Genomic DNA, 15,719 nt, shown 5'->3' with positions numbered 1-15,719 from the left:
GGCGCTGTAGCGCTTTCTCGTCGTCTTCATTCCCGTGCCAGTCCTTCAGGTCGGGAGTAGCTTAACACCCTGTCCAGAAAACCGGCACCACCTCAATGATTGAGACTGAAGATGCCTGCGTCGCGGGCTGCTATCGCTGCATCTTGTCCTATTTCAATCAGCCCGATCATGAACTGATCGACCGCCGAAACGACAACGTGATCAGCCTGCTTTGCGAGCTGACAACCGCTAACGAAAGCGAGGCCGAAACCGCCAGTGCAGGCGACCCTTGGGGTGAGGCTGTTCGGCAGTGGGGGCTTCCTACCCCGTCAGGACTCAGCATGGCGGGGATACAACTGCCCCTGTTCTGGCCAGCCAAGGGGGTACTCGCTGTGCCCGGCGGGGCATCACCTGAACTCGTCAACGAGGCCGCTGCTCTCGGTATCCTCGACGTAATCGATCTGCCTGATCGTCCGGCTGAACACGCGCCAGCCGAACTACTTATTGCACTTGGAGTTTCCCGATGAACGCGGTCGTATTTTCTCCTGGTGACATGGTCCGTGCTCGCGGGCGTGAATGGATTGTTCTGCCATCGCCCTCCGAGGAACTGCTCAACATCCGGCCACTGTCGGGAACCGACGATGATGCGCAGCTGATTGCGCCCGCCCTTGAGGCAACACCTGTCAGCGCTGCCAGCTTCGCGGCCCCCACGGCCGACCGTCTCGACACGCAGGACGGGGGCCGTTTGTTGGCCGATGCCCTTCGCCTCTCGCTTCGTCGCGGCGCTGGACCATTCCGAAGTGCTGCGCACTTGGGCGTCGAACCCCGTGCCTATCAGCTTGTCCCACTTATGATGGCGCTTAAGCAATCCGTTGCGCGGCTGTTGATTTCTGACGATGTTGGAATCGGCAAGACCATCGAAGCAGGCATGATCCTTCGCGAGTGGCTGGATCGCGGCCTTACAGACAGGTTCACCGTCCTGTGCCCGCCGCATCTCGTTGATCAGTGGGTCAGCGAACTTGCCGAGAAGTTTGATATTGATGCCGTGGCCGTCACGGCAGCACGGGCTCGCGGGCTCGAGCGGGGCTTGCCTACCTCGCAAAGTCTGTTCGAGGCTTACCCGTACACCGTCGTCAGCCTCGACTATATCAAGGCGGACAGTAGGCGTGATGAGTTTGCACGGGCGTGCCCGCAATTCGTCATTGTCGATGAGGCGCATGCCTGCATTGGCAATGAGCGCAGAAAACACCAGCGCTTCGATCTTCTGCAAACACTGTCTGCAGACGCCGACCGACACATGCTCCTTCTGACTGCGACGCCGCACAGCGGCGACATTGTGGCTTATGACCGCCTGCTGGGTCTGGTCCATCCAGATCTCGCCGGCGGCCCGGAATCAGGGGATGCCAATGCCCGTGAGCGCTATGCCCGCCGGTTGGCTCAGCACTTCATCCAGCGCCGTCGCCCAGACATCCAGGATGGCTGGGACGAGAAACGTGCCTTTGCCCGGCATGAGACCAAGGAATCGCCATTCACGCTCGCAGGTGATTTTGCCACCTTCCAAGAGGCAGTCCTCGATTACTGCCTGAACGTTACTGAGCGTGCAGGATCAGATCAGAGGCATCGCCGACTCGCCTTCTGGGGGACGCTTGCACTCATGCGCTGTGTGGGGTCGTCTCCTGCCGCAGCTGTTAGTGCACTGCGGAACCGCCTTGGCGGCATGGCAGAGGAAGAAGCAATCGAACCGGTCGTGTTCGATGCCGAAGATGGCGTTCTCAATGAGAGCGACGTGGAGCCGGCCACTGCCATTGAGGACCGAGAGGAAACAGCCGCACTCGACAGCCTCATCGAACTGGCTCAATCCCTCGACGCCCGGCGGGATGAGGACCCCAAGGTCAAGAAGCTCCTTGCGGAATTGCGTCCCATTCTCAAGGAGGGCGCCAAGCCGGTCATCTTCTGCCGTTTCATAGCTACGGCTGAGGCACTGGGACAAACCCTGCGAGCCATCTTCCCGAAAGCGGCCATAGCCGTTGTCACGGGCACTCTTCCGCCTGATGAACGGCGCAGCCGGGTCGATGCGCTTGAGCCCTTCGAAAACCGGATCCTCGTTGCGACCGACTGCTTGTCGGAAGGTATCAACCTCCAGAGCCTATTCGACACGGTCGTCCACTACGACCTGAGCTGGAACCCGACCCGGCATCAACAGCGCGAGGGCCGCGTCGACCGTTTCGGACAACAGGCGCCCGTTGTCCGCTCGCTCATGATGTATGGCGAAAACAGCCCAATCGACGGGGCTGTGCTCAACGTGATCCTGCGAAAGGCCGAAGAAATCCAGAAGGCGACGGGCGTCAGCGTTCCGATGCCGGAAGACCAGGAAAGCGTGACCTCAGCTCTGATGCAGGCGGTCTTGCTGCACCGTGGCGGCAGCGCAAAAAGCCAGATGACGTTTGACTTCGGCCCTGGTGCCGACCTGTTCGAGCGGCAATGGCGCGATACGGCTGAGGGGGCAAAGGCAAGCCGCGCCCGCTATGCCCAGGGATCATTGAAGCCTGACGAAGTTCTCCCCGAGTGGCGCAAGATGCGGGCGCTCAATGGTGGCCCCAAGGAAGTAGCCCGCTTCACGGAGCGGGCGCTAAAGCGCCTCCAAGCCCCATTGGAACCTCTGCTGGGTCACTCGCTGCTTCACCTCGACTTCCTGCCCGAGATGATGCGTGAGCGGTTGGGGCAGCGAGGTTTGCATGGCACGAAGCGGATCAGCTTCGAAGACGACCCGTCTCCCGGTGTAACCCATGTTGGCCGCGTCCACCCAGTAGTAGCCGTCTTGGCCGAGACTTTGGCCGAGGGGGCGCTGGACCCAGAAGCTGCAGAAGGGCGGGCCCTCGGTCGCGCTGGCGTCTGGCGGACCCGTGCGGTGAGCCAGATGACAACGCTGCTGCTGCTGCGCCTGCGCTACAAGCTGGTGACCAGCGGCCGTATGAACCGTCTCCTGCTAGCGGAAGAAGCCACCGGGCTGGCCTTCTCAGGGCTTGGCCAGGACGTCTCGCTGAGCGCTGAAGACGCGCTGGCCCTGCTGGAAGCCGAAGCTTCGAGCAATATCGATGAAAGTGCACGCATCCGGCAGATCGACGCTGCCCGCGACCGCTTGGCTTCCTACACGCCCGCTCTTGAGGCGTTCGCTCATCAGCGCGGTGAGGCGCTTTCGGTTGACCACCTCCGCCTGACCGAAGCCGCTGGCGGCGGTGCCACCGTCAAGGTGAGTCCCGTCCTGCCGGCCGATATCATCGGCCTTTATGTCCTGCTGCCGGAGGTGAACTGATGTCCCGTGCCATGAAGCGCGCTGCCGACATCGGCTTTGCCGCGATCACAATTGAAGGTGGGCTGATCGCACCCGCCCAAGTGCAGGCGATTGCCTCCGCTGCGCCCGATCAAAAGATGGCGGCCGACTATGGTTGTCCGAAGGGCACCGGCCTGCGCGATGAGATTACGCGCTATTTCCGCATCGGTCAGGCCCATTGGCAGGCCTATGTCCGGCTGGATCAGCCCACCATGCAGCAGACCGCTGATTTTGCGCGGAGCCTGCTGGAACAAGCGTTCGGCTTCGAGCTCACTGGGCCGCATCATCATACCCGCGAAGATCGGCGCTACACCATCGCATGGGAAGCTAAGGGTGGGCGCGTCCCGGTAGTCGTCGCACCGCCAGCACCAGCAGAAAAGGGCAAGGCAGGCGATGGGTTCACCCGGGCATTGCCGGAGTTCGGAGATGGAGCGAGCGGTCGCATTGCACGCCGTTCGCCTACCGTACTGTTGCAAGAATGGCTCAATGCCAACCCGGACTTCTATTGGGGCCTCGTCTTTGCAGGCGACCGGGTACGGCTGATGCGCGACAATGCCAGCCTGACCCGTCCGGCCTGGATCGAGGCGGACCTCGGGGCGATCTTCCGCGACGAGATGTTCGCTGATTTCGCGGCCCTGTGGTTGCTGATCCACGCCAGCCGCTTCGGTGCAGAAGGCGCAGGCGCCAGCGATTGCGCGCTGGAGCGCTGGCGCGAGGCTGGGATGCGGGCCGGCACCTCTGCTCGAGAGCGGCTGCGGGTCAACGTCGAGGATGCGCTGATGGCACTGGGCCAGGGCATCCTTGATGCTAACCCCACCATCCGGGAACGGCTCGATACCAATGATCTGACCATGCCGCATCTGTTCGAACAGATGCTGCGCGTGGTTTACCGGCTGATCTTCCTGGGCGTGGCCGAGGATCGCGATCTGCTGCATCCGCCCGCGACGCCCAAGGCCGTGCGCGATCTATACAGCAACAACTACGGCTTCGCCTGGCTGCGCGACCGGTCGACGCGCCGCAATGCGCACGATCATCACCATGATGCCTGGGAAGGCGTGAAGGTGGTGTTCCGCGCGCTGGAGCGTGGGGAAAAGCTGCTGGGCTTGCCCGCGCTAGGCGGCCTGTTCGACCGGGCGCTCACCCCTGACCTCGATGCCGCGCAAATCCCCAACCGTGCGCTGCTGGCTGCCGCTTTCAAGCTGGGCTGGCTGATCGAGGATGGCCGCCGCGTCCGGATCAACTGGCGCGATATGGCGACCGAGGAACTGGGCAGCGTTTATGAAGGCCTGCTCGAACTCGTGCCCGTGCGCGAGGATGGCGGGCGCACCTTCGGCTTCGCAGTCGGTGCGGAAGCACGCGGCAATGCGCGTAAGGTATCAGGCAGCTATTACACGCCGGACTCTCTGGTGCAGTGCCTGCTCGACAGCGCTCTCGATCCGGTGCTGGACCGGGCCGAAGCAGAGGGCGGCGCGGATGCCATCCTTGAACTCAACGTGATCGACCCGGCCTGCGGATCGGGCCACTTCCTGCTGGGCGCAGCGCGGCGCATGGCGACGCGCGTGGCGCAGCTGCGCAACGCGGACGCGCCCGATTACAACGCGGCCATGCGCGATGTGGTGCGCGGCTGCATCCACGGGGTGGATCGCAACCCGATGGCGATCGAGCTGGCCAAGGTGGCGCTGTGGATTGAATCGGTGGAGCCGGGCAAGCCGCTGGGTTTCCTTGATGCCAACATCCAGTGCGGAGACAGCCTGCTGGGCGTGTTCGATCTGCAGGCGCTGGAAGAAGGCATCCCGGATGATGCCTACAAGCCGCTGACCGGCGACGACAAGGATACCGCCAAATACTTCGCCAAGCGCAACAAGGATGAGAAGAAGGGCCAGGCCGCGTTCGATTTCAGCGCGGGCGGCGGCACCGGGCTGCCCCCGGCCAAACTGGCTGCCACGATGGACGATCTGCGCCATCTACCGGAAGATACCGTGGCGCAGGTTGCGGAAAAGCGCCGCCGCTTCGCCGCGTGGGAAGCTGATCCCAAGCGCTATGCCACCAAGGTTGCCTGCGATCTCTATATCGCGGCCTTCCTGCTGCCCAAGACGGGCGGAGCGCCGGCCAATGCCAACAGCGTGACCGTGCCGACTACATCGCACCTGCGGCAAAGGCTGGGCGGCGGGCAGATTTACGGACCACTGGAAGCGGCTGCCGTCGATGCGGCGGGTGAGGCCCGTGCCTTCCACTGGCCACTGGCCTTCCCGGAAGTGATGATCGGCAAGGGCGGGTTTGATGTGGTGCTTGGCAATCCACCGTGGGAAGTCGTGCAGCTGGGGGAGGAGGAGTATTTTGCTTCCCGCGTTCCCGAAATCGCTGCATTGAAAGGTGCGGCGCGCAAACGCGCCATCGCTGCGCTCGAAATCGAGCATCCGCAGATTTTTGCCCAGTATCAGGCCGACAAGCGCAATTTTGACGCCATGAATGAATTTGCCCGCGCCAGTGGCCGCTTCGATCTGACGGCGCGGGGCAAGGTGAACACTTATGGCCTGTTTGCCGAACATTTCCTGAATCTTCTGCGCCCTGGCGGCGCCGCCGGGCTGATCGTGCCCACCGGCATTGCCACCGATGCCACCACCGCCCCCTTCTTCGGCCATCTGGTGGCCAGCCAGCGGCTGGCCGGTCTGATCGACTTTGAAAACCGCGAAAAGCTGTTCCCGGCGGTGGACAGCCGGATGAAGTTCTGCCTGCTCACCCTGGGCTGGGGCGTGGCGGCGGCGGACTTTGCCTTTTTCCTCACCGATCCGGCGCAATGGGAACAGGCCGAACGCCGCTTTACCCTTTCGCCCGCGCAAATCGCCCGGATCAACCCCAACACCCGCACCGCGCCCGTATTCCGCGCCCGTGCCGATGCCGCGCTGACGGCAGCCATCTATGATCGCGTGCCCGTGCTGATCGCGGAAGGCCGGGGGCCTGCGGGCAACCCCTGGGGCGTGGAGTTCCGGCAGGGCCTGTTCAACATGACGAGCGACAGCGGCCTTTTCCGCACCGCCGCGCAATTGGCCGGGGCCGGCTGGCGGCGCGAAGGGGCAGACTGGGTGCGGGATGATGGCGGGCGCATGGTGCCGCTGTATGAAGCCAAGATGATCCACCAGTTCGATCACCGCTGGGCCACTTACGAGGCCGACGGCGAAACCAGCCGTGACATGACTCTGCAAGAAAAGCAGAACCCCGCCTGCGAACCCGCGCCGCGATACTGGGTGCCGCAAGCCGAAGTGGCCAGCCGCCTGGCCGCCAAGGGCTGGGATCGCCAATGGCTGATGGGCTGGCGGAGAAATGCTCGCAATAACGACGAGCGAACGCTGATCTTTACTGCTCTGCCTGAGACGGGTGTCGGTGACAGTGCATTTCTACTCGATATCGGCGATAGTGCAGTAATGTGCGCTGCTTTCATTGGGAGTCTGAACTCACTGACATCCGATTATGTCGTCCGCCAGAAAGTCAGTGGCGTGAACATGAGCTTTTATTTTATTAATCAATTCCCCGTCCTCCCCCCCGCTACCTATGACGAGGCCGCGCTGGCCTTCATCGTCCCGCGCGTGCTGGAGCTGACCTATACTTCCCACGCCATGGCCTCCTTCGCCCGCGATCTGGGCTATGAAGGACCACCGTTCGCCTGGAACGAAGACCGCCGCGCGCAACTGCGCGCCGAGCTCGATGCCTGGTATGCGCTCGCTTACGGCCTGAGCCGCGACGAGCTGCGCTATGTGCTCGATCCCAAGGACGTGATGGGCGAGGACTATCCGTCCGAAACCTTCCGCGTGCTCAAATCCAACGAGATCAGACGACACGGCGAATACCGCACCGCCCGCCTCGTCCTCGCCGCCTATGACGCACTGGTGGCCGGCGGCATGCGCCAGCGCACGGAAGGATACCGTTGATGCAGATTTCCACCATCCTCAACTACATCGACAACGGCCATATGGCCCTGCCGGAATTCCAGCGCGGATATGTCTGGGGCGGCGATCAGGTGCGCGGGCTTTTCGGCTCGCTTTATCGCAGGCACCCGGTCGGCGGTCTGCTGGTGTGGGCCACGCAATCCGAGGGCGCGCAATATCGTGGCGATCAGGAACTTGCGCCGGGTGTCGTCAAGCTCTTGCTCGATGGCCAGCAGCGGATGACCTCGCTCTATGGCGTAATCAGGGGTATGCCGCCCAAGTTCTTCGACGGGAATGAAAAGGCCTTCACCAACCTGCATTTCCATATCGGACGCGAGGAATTCCAGTTCTACCAGCCGATTGCGATGAAGGACGATCCGCTGTGGATCGACGTCAGCGCCCTGTTCAAGGGCGGCAATGATGGTCTGGGCACCATGATAGCCGCGCTGGCCTCGAAACCCGAACACGCCCCGCAGATCGGCGAATATGCCGGCCGCCTGAACAAGCTCCTCGGCATCCGGGACATTGATCTGCATATCGAGGAGATCACCGGAGCGGACATGACGCTCGATGTGGTGGTCGACATCTTCAACAAGGTCAACAGCGGCGGCACCAAGCTATCAAAGGGCGATCTGGCACTGGCCAAGATATGCGCCGACTGGCCGGAAGCGCGTGCCGAAATGAAGACGCGCCTCTCGACATGGAAGCAGGCGGGATACGACTTCTCGCTCGATTGGCTGCTGCGGTCGGTCAACACCGTGCTGACGGGTGAAGCCAAGTTCCTGCACCTGCATGAACGCTCCGCTGAAGAGGTTCAGGGTGCCCTTTCACGCGCCGGCAAGCATGTGGAGGCAGCGCTGAACCTGATTGCCGGGCGCCTTGGCCTTGATCATGATCGGGTATTCTTCGGTCGCGGGGCAGTTCCCGTCATGGCCCGTTATCTCGATCAGCATTCGGGGCCGATGAGCCAGCAGGAACGGGACAAGCTGCTGTTCTGGTATGCGCAGGCTGCCATGTGGGGGCGTTTTTCAGGTTCAACCGAAAGCTTCATTGATGCAGACCTTGAAGCACTGTCTGCCGGTGGGCTCGACCGCATGCTGGATGTCCTGCGTCTGTGGCACGGCGGCCTCCGCGTGGAGCCGGGCCATTTCACCGGTTGGAACATGGGATCCCGCTTCTATCCAGTGCTCTACATGCTGACCCGCATGGCCGAAGCGCGCGACTGGGGGACCGGACTACCGCTAAAGGCCGACATGCTGGGTAAGCTCAGCAAACTGGAGGTCCACCACATCTTCCCCAAGGCGCAACTCTACAAGGCGAATTTCAGCCGGGCCGATGTCAATGCGATCGCCAATTTCTGCTTCCTGACGAAGGGCACGAACCTCAATATTTCCGATGAGCGCCCCGAGGTGTATTTCGAAGAGATCGAGGCCAACCATCCCGGCGCGCTGGCATCGCAATGGGTGCCGATCGACCGCAATTTGTGGCGGATCGAAAACTATCAGGACTTCCTAGCCGCGCGGCGCGAACTTCTGGCGGCCGAGGCCAATAAACAGCTGGCCAGCTTGCTGGGTGCCGAGGCGGATCGCTGGCTTGCCAGTGCAGCCCCCATTCTGGCCGCCCCCGCAGTGATTGGCGGGTTCGCCACCGAGGAAGAAGAGAACGAATTGGTCGAACTCAATGCCTGGGCGCAAGACCGCGGGCTGGCGGAAGGCGTTCTGGCGTTTGAGTTGGTAGATGAAGCTACCGGCGGACAGCAGGCTGTGCTCGACATCGCTTGGCCTAATGGTGTCCGGCAGGAATTGACGGAAGCGGTGGCAGTGCTGATCGACGAAAGCGCAGAGCTGATGTCGTTGGCCAATTCAGCCGGTTTCAGGTGCTTCACGACTGCAGAGGCTTTCCGCCAATATGTGATCCATGAAGTCGAGGGTGAGCCTGTCGCATGATCGATACCAGAGATCGGCTATCTGAATATCCGTTCGCGCTGGAATCCGAACTGCGCGACGCTGCCAACGAGCATGGCTATCGGATCCCGCAAGGACAGGCAGCGGGCTGGTTGTTCTTCTCGTCGGCGTCAGCGCCCGGTGAAATCGCAGTCGCGGCATCAACAAATGGGATGGCCGGACCTTTCTTCCTGTCCGTCGCCCATCCCGGGGCGGCACGGGAGCTGAAGGCTGAGCTGGCCGGGCCTTGCGCAAAAGGGCACGCGGGAGCCTTCGCATTCCAGGATAGAGATGGCCTCTTCGAAGCAGTCAGTGCGGTCTACCGATTGTCGATGTGCCTGCCGACACTGCCTTACGAGAACTTCCTCAGCGATACCGCGCATCTTGGCGATACCGAGGCCGAACGAGAGCAAAAAGTTCGGATCGGTCAGAACCGGTTTCGCTCGGCACTGATGGACTATTGGAATGCGACCTGCCCCCTGACGGGTGTGAGGGAAACCGAACTCCTGCGGGCATCACACATTATTCCGTGGGCGGCGTGTAGCAGCGACCAAGAGCGGTTGAACGTCCACAATGGCCTGCTGCTCTCAGCCTTGTGGGACGCGGCCTTTGATGCCGGTCTTGTGACATTTGACGATCTGGGACGGTCGATAGCCTCTCCGAAGCTGGGTCTGGATGCCCGTGAAGCTCTGGGACTGGAAAACGTTCCGCCACTGCCACTTTCAGACCAGCATCGGGAACGCCTGAAGTGGCACCGCGACAACATCTGGATTTCGGCTGAAGGCTGAACGGTCAATCTTCTTCAGCCAGAGCTCGGAAGAATGCGATGTCCTCGTCCGGCTCGTCCCAGCGATCGGCGATCCTGGCCCAACGATCGACCCGGTCCCGGAAATCGGGATCATCGATCGAGACGTTGAACGTGTAGAGGCGGTTGACGATTTCCTTCATCAGCGCACGAATCTGATCATCGTCGAGGTGGGAGGCATCGTTCCACGGAATTTCACGCCCATCGGCATCAATGACGCGAACGTCGGAATAATCCCCAGCGTGCGTGACCGGGACGATGCCCGCATGGAGCGTTTCGAGGCCGGTATTCCGAACGCACATCATCGCGAGCGTTTTGGCCATCTTGGCCGCAATGCGCTTTTCGTCGTCCCGGTTCACCGGCGCACTATAGCGGCAAATCGCTGCTGTAGTAGGCTCGAACCAATTCGGCCTCCGACATGCTCAGCACGGGCAATAAGCCCGCCGCTGCATTGATCCGCGGGATATCGACCGACGCGCCATCCCCGCCAAACTGATCGATGACCTGTCGCAACCCAGCCTCGAAGTCAGCAAACGGCAGAATGGTCATGCCGGGGTGATCCAGCCATTCCGACTGCGGCCGATAAAAACTAAGATTGCCTCCCCGCGACTGGAGGGGCACCCCGGGAACGAGCGGCGGCGGCAACGCTGCGAGGATTTCAAGCGGTGCAAGGGCATTGATGACCGCGCGAAGGCCGGGAGTCACCGCCCCTGGGTCGGTCTCGAACCATCGCGGATGGGGCTCAATGCCAATGAACCTATCGGGGAATAGCTGCATCAACGAATTCGGCAGGCAGCGCTTGTGGAACTCGACCGCCGAGCAAAACCTCTCAACCGGATCCCGCCAGAAGGCATAGATAGCCGTTGGTGAGATGCTCTTCCCAGCGAACTGCTCCTCAGCCAACCTGATCGCTTCCGGCAATGTGGGGTGGCGTCCCAACTCGCCAACCAGATCAACCCCGATCTGGCCAAGGACAGATCGAGCCGTCTGCGACCCGTTCTTCGGCACGCCAATGAACAGCTTCTGGCGGTCATGCGAAATGATCATGGGTCAGATACCGGTCGTGGTGTTGGTGTAGGACCCGGCCGCAAAGCTGTAGGCTGGGGTCCCCGCGGTCAGAGTGCGGCTCAGCAACGAGAAGCTGCGGAAGGTCAGAGACCAGAAGGTGTTGCCGATGCTGGGGGATGAGGCGCTGTAGGTTACGCCCTGGGTCGAGGCACCGGCCACTGACCAGGTCCCGGTCTTCGAACCATCGACTGGCACTTTGAAGATGGCGCCGCACAGATCCATGTAACCGTATGGCGAGAAATCCATCATGGTGTAGATGGAGAACACCATTGCCGTTGAGCTAACCGCCAGACCCGTGAGGCTTAATGAGTTCGCGCCATTGCTCGTGTCGAGGCTGATGGAGCGGGACAGCAGCAAGGTGCCATCGATCGAAAACTGATAGATGTCCGCCCCGGCATAGATCGGCACAAAAACCCGCAGGCTGCCGTCCGGCCCGAGGTTCACCGTGCCACTGCCGTAGCTGGAAGGCAGGGACAGCTGCCACTGGATGACAGCGCCTGAACTGATCTTGAGCAGGCTCAGCGCGCCGTTGATGCCCGCGAGCCAGTAGATGTTGTTGCTGCTGTCTATCGCAACGCCATAGCCGTAATCATAGCCAGTACTCCCGATCGAGCGCTGCCAGCTGACCGAGGGGGTGGCGGTGCTGATGACGGTGATCAAGGCATCGATGTTGCCCGCTGTTGACGTCGAGGTGTTGCCCGAGAGGACCAGCATGCTGCCGTCCGGGCTCAGCGCCATCTGGCTGGCATATTCGTTGCCGGAGCCACCAATCGACCGCTGCCACAGCAGGGTGCCGGCGCTATTGTATTTGGCGATCAGCGCGTCGGCATTTCCGGAGCCACCGCTCGAGGTTGAATAGCCGGCCACATAGACGTTGCCGGATGCATCGACCGCCGCATTGTACCAGATTTCCTGGCCGGAGCCGTTGAGGCTGCGCTGCCATTGCAGGGTTCCCGAGGTGTCGAGCTTGGCCAGCCAGCCATAGTAGTTGCTCGAGTAGTAGGCGCCAGCGAGGTAGACATTCCCGCTGGCATCAATCCAGCCACCGTTGATGAAAGGCCCAGAGACGTTGCGGGCCCATATGAGCGCGCCGTCACGGTCCCATTTGAAGACTGCGCTCGTGGCGCTGGCGTAGATGTTGCCGCTGCTGTCAGTGCCCAGGATCAGGAAATTGACCACGGTCGAGCCAAAGGTTGCATACCAGAAGCTCTCGTTCGACTTGCCGTAGAGGTTGGAGAGCGAGACCGGCCCGGATGCGACACCAGCTAGCGTCCGCACGGCTGCCTCGCCGAGTGAAGTCGTGGTAGTCGATGTGCGGCCTAGTTCGACGGCGACGTTGCCAAGCGAGATCGGCCCCGATGTCTGCAGGGTCATGGTTGGGCCTCGAGGCGATCGACCTTGTCGGCCAGGTCCTTCACGGCCTCGATCAGTACCCCGACGAGATTGCCATAGGCGACAGACAGCAGGCCACCCTTATGGGTCATGACCGCTTCTGGCACAATGGGCGCCAATTCCTGGGCGATGAGACCAACGCCGCGATTGCCTGTCTCGCGACGACTAAAGGTAACCCCACGAAGTTTCCGGACCCGGTCCAGCGCGCCAGTGATCGTCTCGATGTCAGTCTTTAGCCGCGCATCGGAGTAGGCAGTAATGTCGCCGGTTGCGGTGACCGATCCTGACACAGAGATGCTGCCGGTGAAGCTGTCGCCGGCCTTGTTGGCAGGCGTATAGCCAAGAGCGCCAGTGACATCGCCGGAGGTCATCGATGAGCCCGCGGTGACCCGCCCTTTGGCGTCAACAGTGACCTTGAGATAAGTCCCGGCCGTCACGCCGCTATTCGCCAATGTTGCGGCAAATGACAGAGCCGCCGAGCCGTCAAATGCCGCGCTGGTGCCGGTCACATCGCCGGTCAGCGCAATAGTGCGCCCAGTCGCCCACCTGGTCGCTGTCGCGGCATTGCCGGTGCAGGATCCTGACGAACCGGTGATCGACCCACTGGCCGTGATGTAGCCGCTGGGGTTAGTCGAATTGTAGGGTGTGAAGCCGAGCGCGGTCGTCACCATCGCAGAGGTCAGATTGCCAAAGCCCACCTGAACGACGGTGCCGCCCGCAGTCTTCGAATAGAGCTTCTGGTCAGCCAGATTGACGGCGAGTTCGCCCGACTGCAGCGATGCCGCCGCAGGCACGCTGGAGGCGGTCGACGATCGTTTGAGCAGGATGGTGCTCGGCATCAGAAGGTTCCACCATCCAGCGTCACTCCATCAATCGAGCCACCGGTGATCGCGACGTTGCTGGCTGCCTGCGTCGACATGGTGCCAAGGCCAGAAATGTCAGTATTGGGAATGGTCGCGGACGCCGTGAACGCCGCCGTGCCGTTGCCCTTGAGGTAGCCGGTGAGCGTGGTCGCGCCCGAGCCGCCCTTGGCCACGCCGAGCGTGCCGCCGATATTGCCCAGCGTCAGGTTGGCTTCGTTGACATCGACAGTAGGGTTGCCCGCCACACCATCGCCATTGGTGACTGCGATCTTGGTCGAACCGGCAGTCAGCGTGCGCGCTGCCACAGTCCCAGCGGCCGTGCGGGCGATAATCCCATTGGTGCCAAGGTTGTGGAGCGCCAGCGCCTGACCGGTCAGTGCGACAGCGTCAGCGGCCACAGCAATGCCTGTGCCGGCCCCCACGTCGATCGTGTTGCCGGTCTTGGTGAGGCCATTGCCGGCAACGATCTGTCCGGCGCCGTTGAACTGAACGAAAGTGATGGCTGTTGTGCCCAGCGTGCCGCCCGCATCCACCGTGCAGAGATAGCCCACATCGGCGTTCACGGTACCCTGCTCGACAAACAGGTAAGCCGAGACATGCTCGTCCCAGGTCGAGAGATCGATCGCGCGCGCCCAGGCGCCAGAGGCAACGACATAGACGCCATTCTGGGACGGCGTGGTCTGGTCCTTCACCAGCACGCGGTCACTCGCGGCAAGCGCAACGCCGTCGATTGTCATGGTGCCGGAAAGCGAGGCGATATTGGCGGTCGATGCGGCTTTCACCGAAGCCTTAGGGTCGAGCCCCTGAACGGTCAGATCGACGTAGTTCTTTGTGGCTGCGTCCTGGGCAGCCGTCGGATCAGCAAGACCAGTGAGGCGCTGGCTGTTGAAGTCCACCGCAGCGGTAGGTGCTGCCATCTGATCGAGCCGGTTGGCGCGAACCCGGGCATCGGTGAAATAGAGGTTGGTGCCTTCGGCGACATCGCTGGTAGAGAGCGTGATGGCATCGGTGCGCCCTGCCACCGAAGTCACCGGGAACGTGATCGCGACATTGCTGGCCGAGGTCACGCGCCCTTTGGCGTCGACCGTGACCTGACCGACTTGCGTGGCAGAGCCATAGGAGCCAGCGGTGACGCCGCTGTTTGCAAGGGTGGCGGCAATGGTCGCATTGGCGGTGCCATTAAACGAGGCCGTACCGGTTACATCGCCGGACAGGCCGAGCGAACGCGCGGTTGCCAGCGCGGTGGCGGTCCCGGCATTGCCCGAGATCGAACCCACAATCGTGCTCGAGAAGGTCTTGATCCCGGCGATGGTCTGGTCGCCCGAGAGCCCGACAAAGGCGCCCGGGCCGCCGATGGCGATGACCGAGGTCGCTGTTCCGCCAGCACCCCCGGTGCCGGTGCCGTAGTAGAGTGTGTTGTCCTGCTCGTTGAATGCGAGCTCGGCATTTGCGAGCGATGCTGGAGCCCCGGCCGCACCGCCTGCGGCCCGGCGCTTGATACGCAGGGTATTGGCCATCAGAAATTACCTCCGTCGACCAGTCTGGCCGCTTTCTCGTTGATCCATGTGTTGGTGGGGGATGAGTACGTGAGGACGTCGCCGCCCTCGGGTGCGGCCAAGGCCACGTCGGACAAGTCCGTAAGCGCGCTGAGCGGCCCGGGCGGACCTGGTGGGCCTTGAGGTCCGGTAAACCCGCGTGGACCTGATATCCCGGCGTTTGAGACCTCGAAGGTGATGCTGGTGCCGTCGCTCTCGACGAGGATGGTCTGAACCGCCTCGATGATCTGCAGCGCGGTCGTCATTCGACATCAAACGTAAGGGTCGGCAGGACCTCACGCTCCCCGCTGTCATTCTCGAAACCAAGCGTCAGCCAGACCCGCCCAGCGCCCGACTTCAGCGGCGCAGTCTGTTCATCGGTCCACAGCACCTCGATCTGCCCGCCCGTCGCCGGCGGCAGAATGGCAAGCGCGGGCGGTGCGATATTCGGACTCTGGTCAATGACCATGAGCGCGAGACCGGAGAGATCTCGAGCGATCCCGGCGCCCTGGTCGGCAAAAAAGGTGGCGCGCACGCGCTTGGTGCCGCCCCGGCGGATCGTCAGCCTGGTCATGCCTTCACCTGTGGGAAAGGAGGGTGGCGGGTGCCGCAGCCCCCGCCATTTGATCTCAGCCGATCCGGGTTGTCGCCGTCTTGCGGAACAGGACGCCGCCAATGCCGGTCAGCGCCAGGACGACGGTCAGCACGTCCGTCTGGCTCAGGCCTTCCGGCAAGATGCCGATCGCGCCGGCAACGCCCCAGATGCTGCCGATGATCCCGGTCCAGATGGCCTTCGAGGTCCACCAAGGCTTCAAGTCTTCCATGTCAGTTCTCCAAATGAAAACCCGCCAGAAGGCGGGCGGTTGTCCGGCTGCGCAAA

Annotated in this window: 13 protein-coding genes; 5 read left to right on the top strand and 8 right to left on the bottom strand. The window is 62.3% G+C overall.

Annotated features, from left to right (window positions below):
- Positions 1-95: 95 nt before the first annotated feature.
- The 5 genes from DKM43_RS16315 to DKM43_RS16295 are packed head-to-tail and all read left to right on the top strand — an operon-like array spanning position 96 to position 9,964.
- Positions 96-506, top strand: coding sequence for a hypothetical protein (locus tag DKM43_RS16315; RefSeq protein ID WP_109799534.1), 411 nt, complete (start codon positions 96-98; stop codon positions 504-506).
- Positions 503-3,292 carry a DEAD/DEAH box helicase gene (locus DKM43_RS16310; protein ID WP_236632631.1) on the top strand — a complete coding sequence of 930 codons (2,790 nt, stop codon included), beginning with the start codon at positions 503-505 and terminating at the stop codon, positions 3,290-3,292. Before DKM43_RS16315 ends, DKM43_RS16310 begins: the two co-directional genes overlap by 4 nt.
- A complete protein-coding gene (locus tag DKM43_RS16305; protein ID WP_109799533.1) occupies positions 3,292-7,236 on the top strand; it encodes an Eco57I restriction-modification methylase domain-containing protein in 3,945 nt (1,314 codons plus the stop codon). Before DKM43_RS16310 ends, DKM43_RS16305 begins: the two co-directional genes overlap by 1 nt.
- A complete protein-coding gene (locus tag DKM43_RS16300; RefSeq protein ID WP_109799532.1) occupies positions 7,236-9,179 on the top strand; it encodes a GmrSD restriction endonuclease domain-containing protein in 1,944 nt (647 codons plus the stop codon). The genes DKM43_RS16305 and DKM43_RS16300 overlap by 1 nt, the downstream gene beginning before the upstream one ends.
- Positions 9,176-9,964 carry an HNH endonuclease gene (locus DKM43_RS16295; RefSeq protein WP_109799531.1) on the top strand — a complete coding sequence of 263 codons (789 nt, stop codon included), beginning with the start codon at positions 9,176-9,178 and terminating at the stop codon, positions 9,962-9,964. Before DKM43_RS16300 ends, DKM43_RS16295 begins: the two co-directional genes overlap by 4 nt.
- Positions 9,965-9,968: 4 nt before the next feature.
- Here the strand turns inward: DKM43_RS16295 and DKM43_RS16290 are convergent, their stop codons facing one another.
- From DKM43_RS16290 to DKM43_RS16255, 8 genes are read right to left on the bottom strand one after another with little or no spacing between them, the layout of a single operon-like run.
- The gene (locus DKM43_RS16290; protein ID WP_201739898.1) at positions 9,969-10,340 is read right to left on the bottom strand and encodes a hypothetical protein; all 372 of its coding nucleotides are present in this window, start codon (positions 10,338-10,340) and stop codon (positions 9,969-9,971) included.
- Positions 10,341-10,347: 7 nt separating this feature from the next.
- Positions 10,348-11,028: a hypothetical protein gene (locus DKM43_RS16285; RefSeq protein ID WP_109799530.1), complete on the bottom strand. Its 681-nt coding sequence runs from the start codon at positions 11,026-11,028 to the stop codon at positions 10,348-10,350.
- A gap of 3 nt (positions 11,029-11,031) precedes the next feature.
- Positions 11,032-12,423, bottom strand: coding sequence for an NHL repeat-containing protein (locus DKM43_RS16280; protein ID WP_109799529.1), 1,392 nt, complete (start codon positions 12,421-12,423; stop codon positions 11,032-11,034).
- Positions 12,420-13,280, bottom strand: a complete 861-nt coding sequence (locus DKM43_RS16275) for a tail fiber domain-containing protein (RefSeq protein ID WP_109799528.1) — start codon at positions 13,278-13,280, stop codon at positions 12,420-12,422. Before DKM43_RS16275 ends, DKM43_RS16280 begins: the two co-directional genes overlap by 4 nt.
- Complete coding sequence (locus DKM43_RS16270) at positions 13,280-14,821, bottom strand: phage tail protein (RefSeq protein ID WP_109799527.1); 1,542 nt, start codon at positions 14,819-14,821, stop codon at positions 13,280-13,282. The genes DKM43_RS16275 and DKM43_RS16270 overlap by 1 nt, the downstream gene beginning before the upstream one ends.
- Complete coding sequence (locus tag DKM43_RS16265; protein WP_109799526.1) at positions 14,821-15,105, bottom strand: hypothetical protein; 285 nt, start codon at positions 15,103-15,105, stop codon at positions 14,821-14,823. The genes DKM43_RS16270 and DKM43_RS16265 overlap by 1 nt, the downstream gene beginning before the upstream one ends.
- On the bottom strand, positions 15,102-15,413 hold the full coding sequence (locus DKM43_RS16260; protein ID WP_109799525.1) for a hypothetical protein: 312 nt from the start codon (positions 15,411-15,413) through the stop codon (positions 15,102-15,104). Before DKM43_RS16260 ends, DKM43_RS16265 begins: the two co-directional genes overlap by 4 nt.
- Before the next feature lie 55 nt (positions 15,414-15,468).
- Positions 15,469-15,663, bottom strand: a complete 195-nt coding sequence (locus DKM43_RS16255; RefSeq protein WP_109799524.1) for a hypothetical protein — start codon at positions 15,661-15,663, stop codon at positions 15,469-15,471.
- Positions 15,664-15,719 lie beyond the last annotated feature (56 nt).

It is taken from the genome of Novosphingobium meiothermophilum (assembly GCF_003171715.1).
In the GTDB taxonomy this organism is placed as follows: Bacteria; Pseudomonadota; Alphaproteobacteria; order Sphingomonadales; family Sphingomonadaceae; genus Novosphingobium; species Novosphingobium meiothermophilum.
Note: the sequence above shows the minus strand (reverse complement) of the source record. Positions and strands in the feature narration are given on the sequence as shown.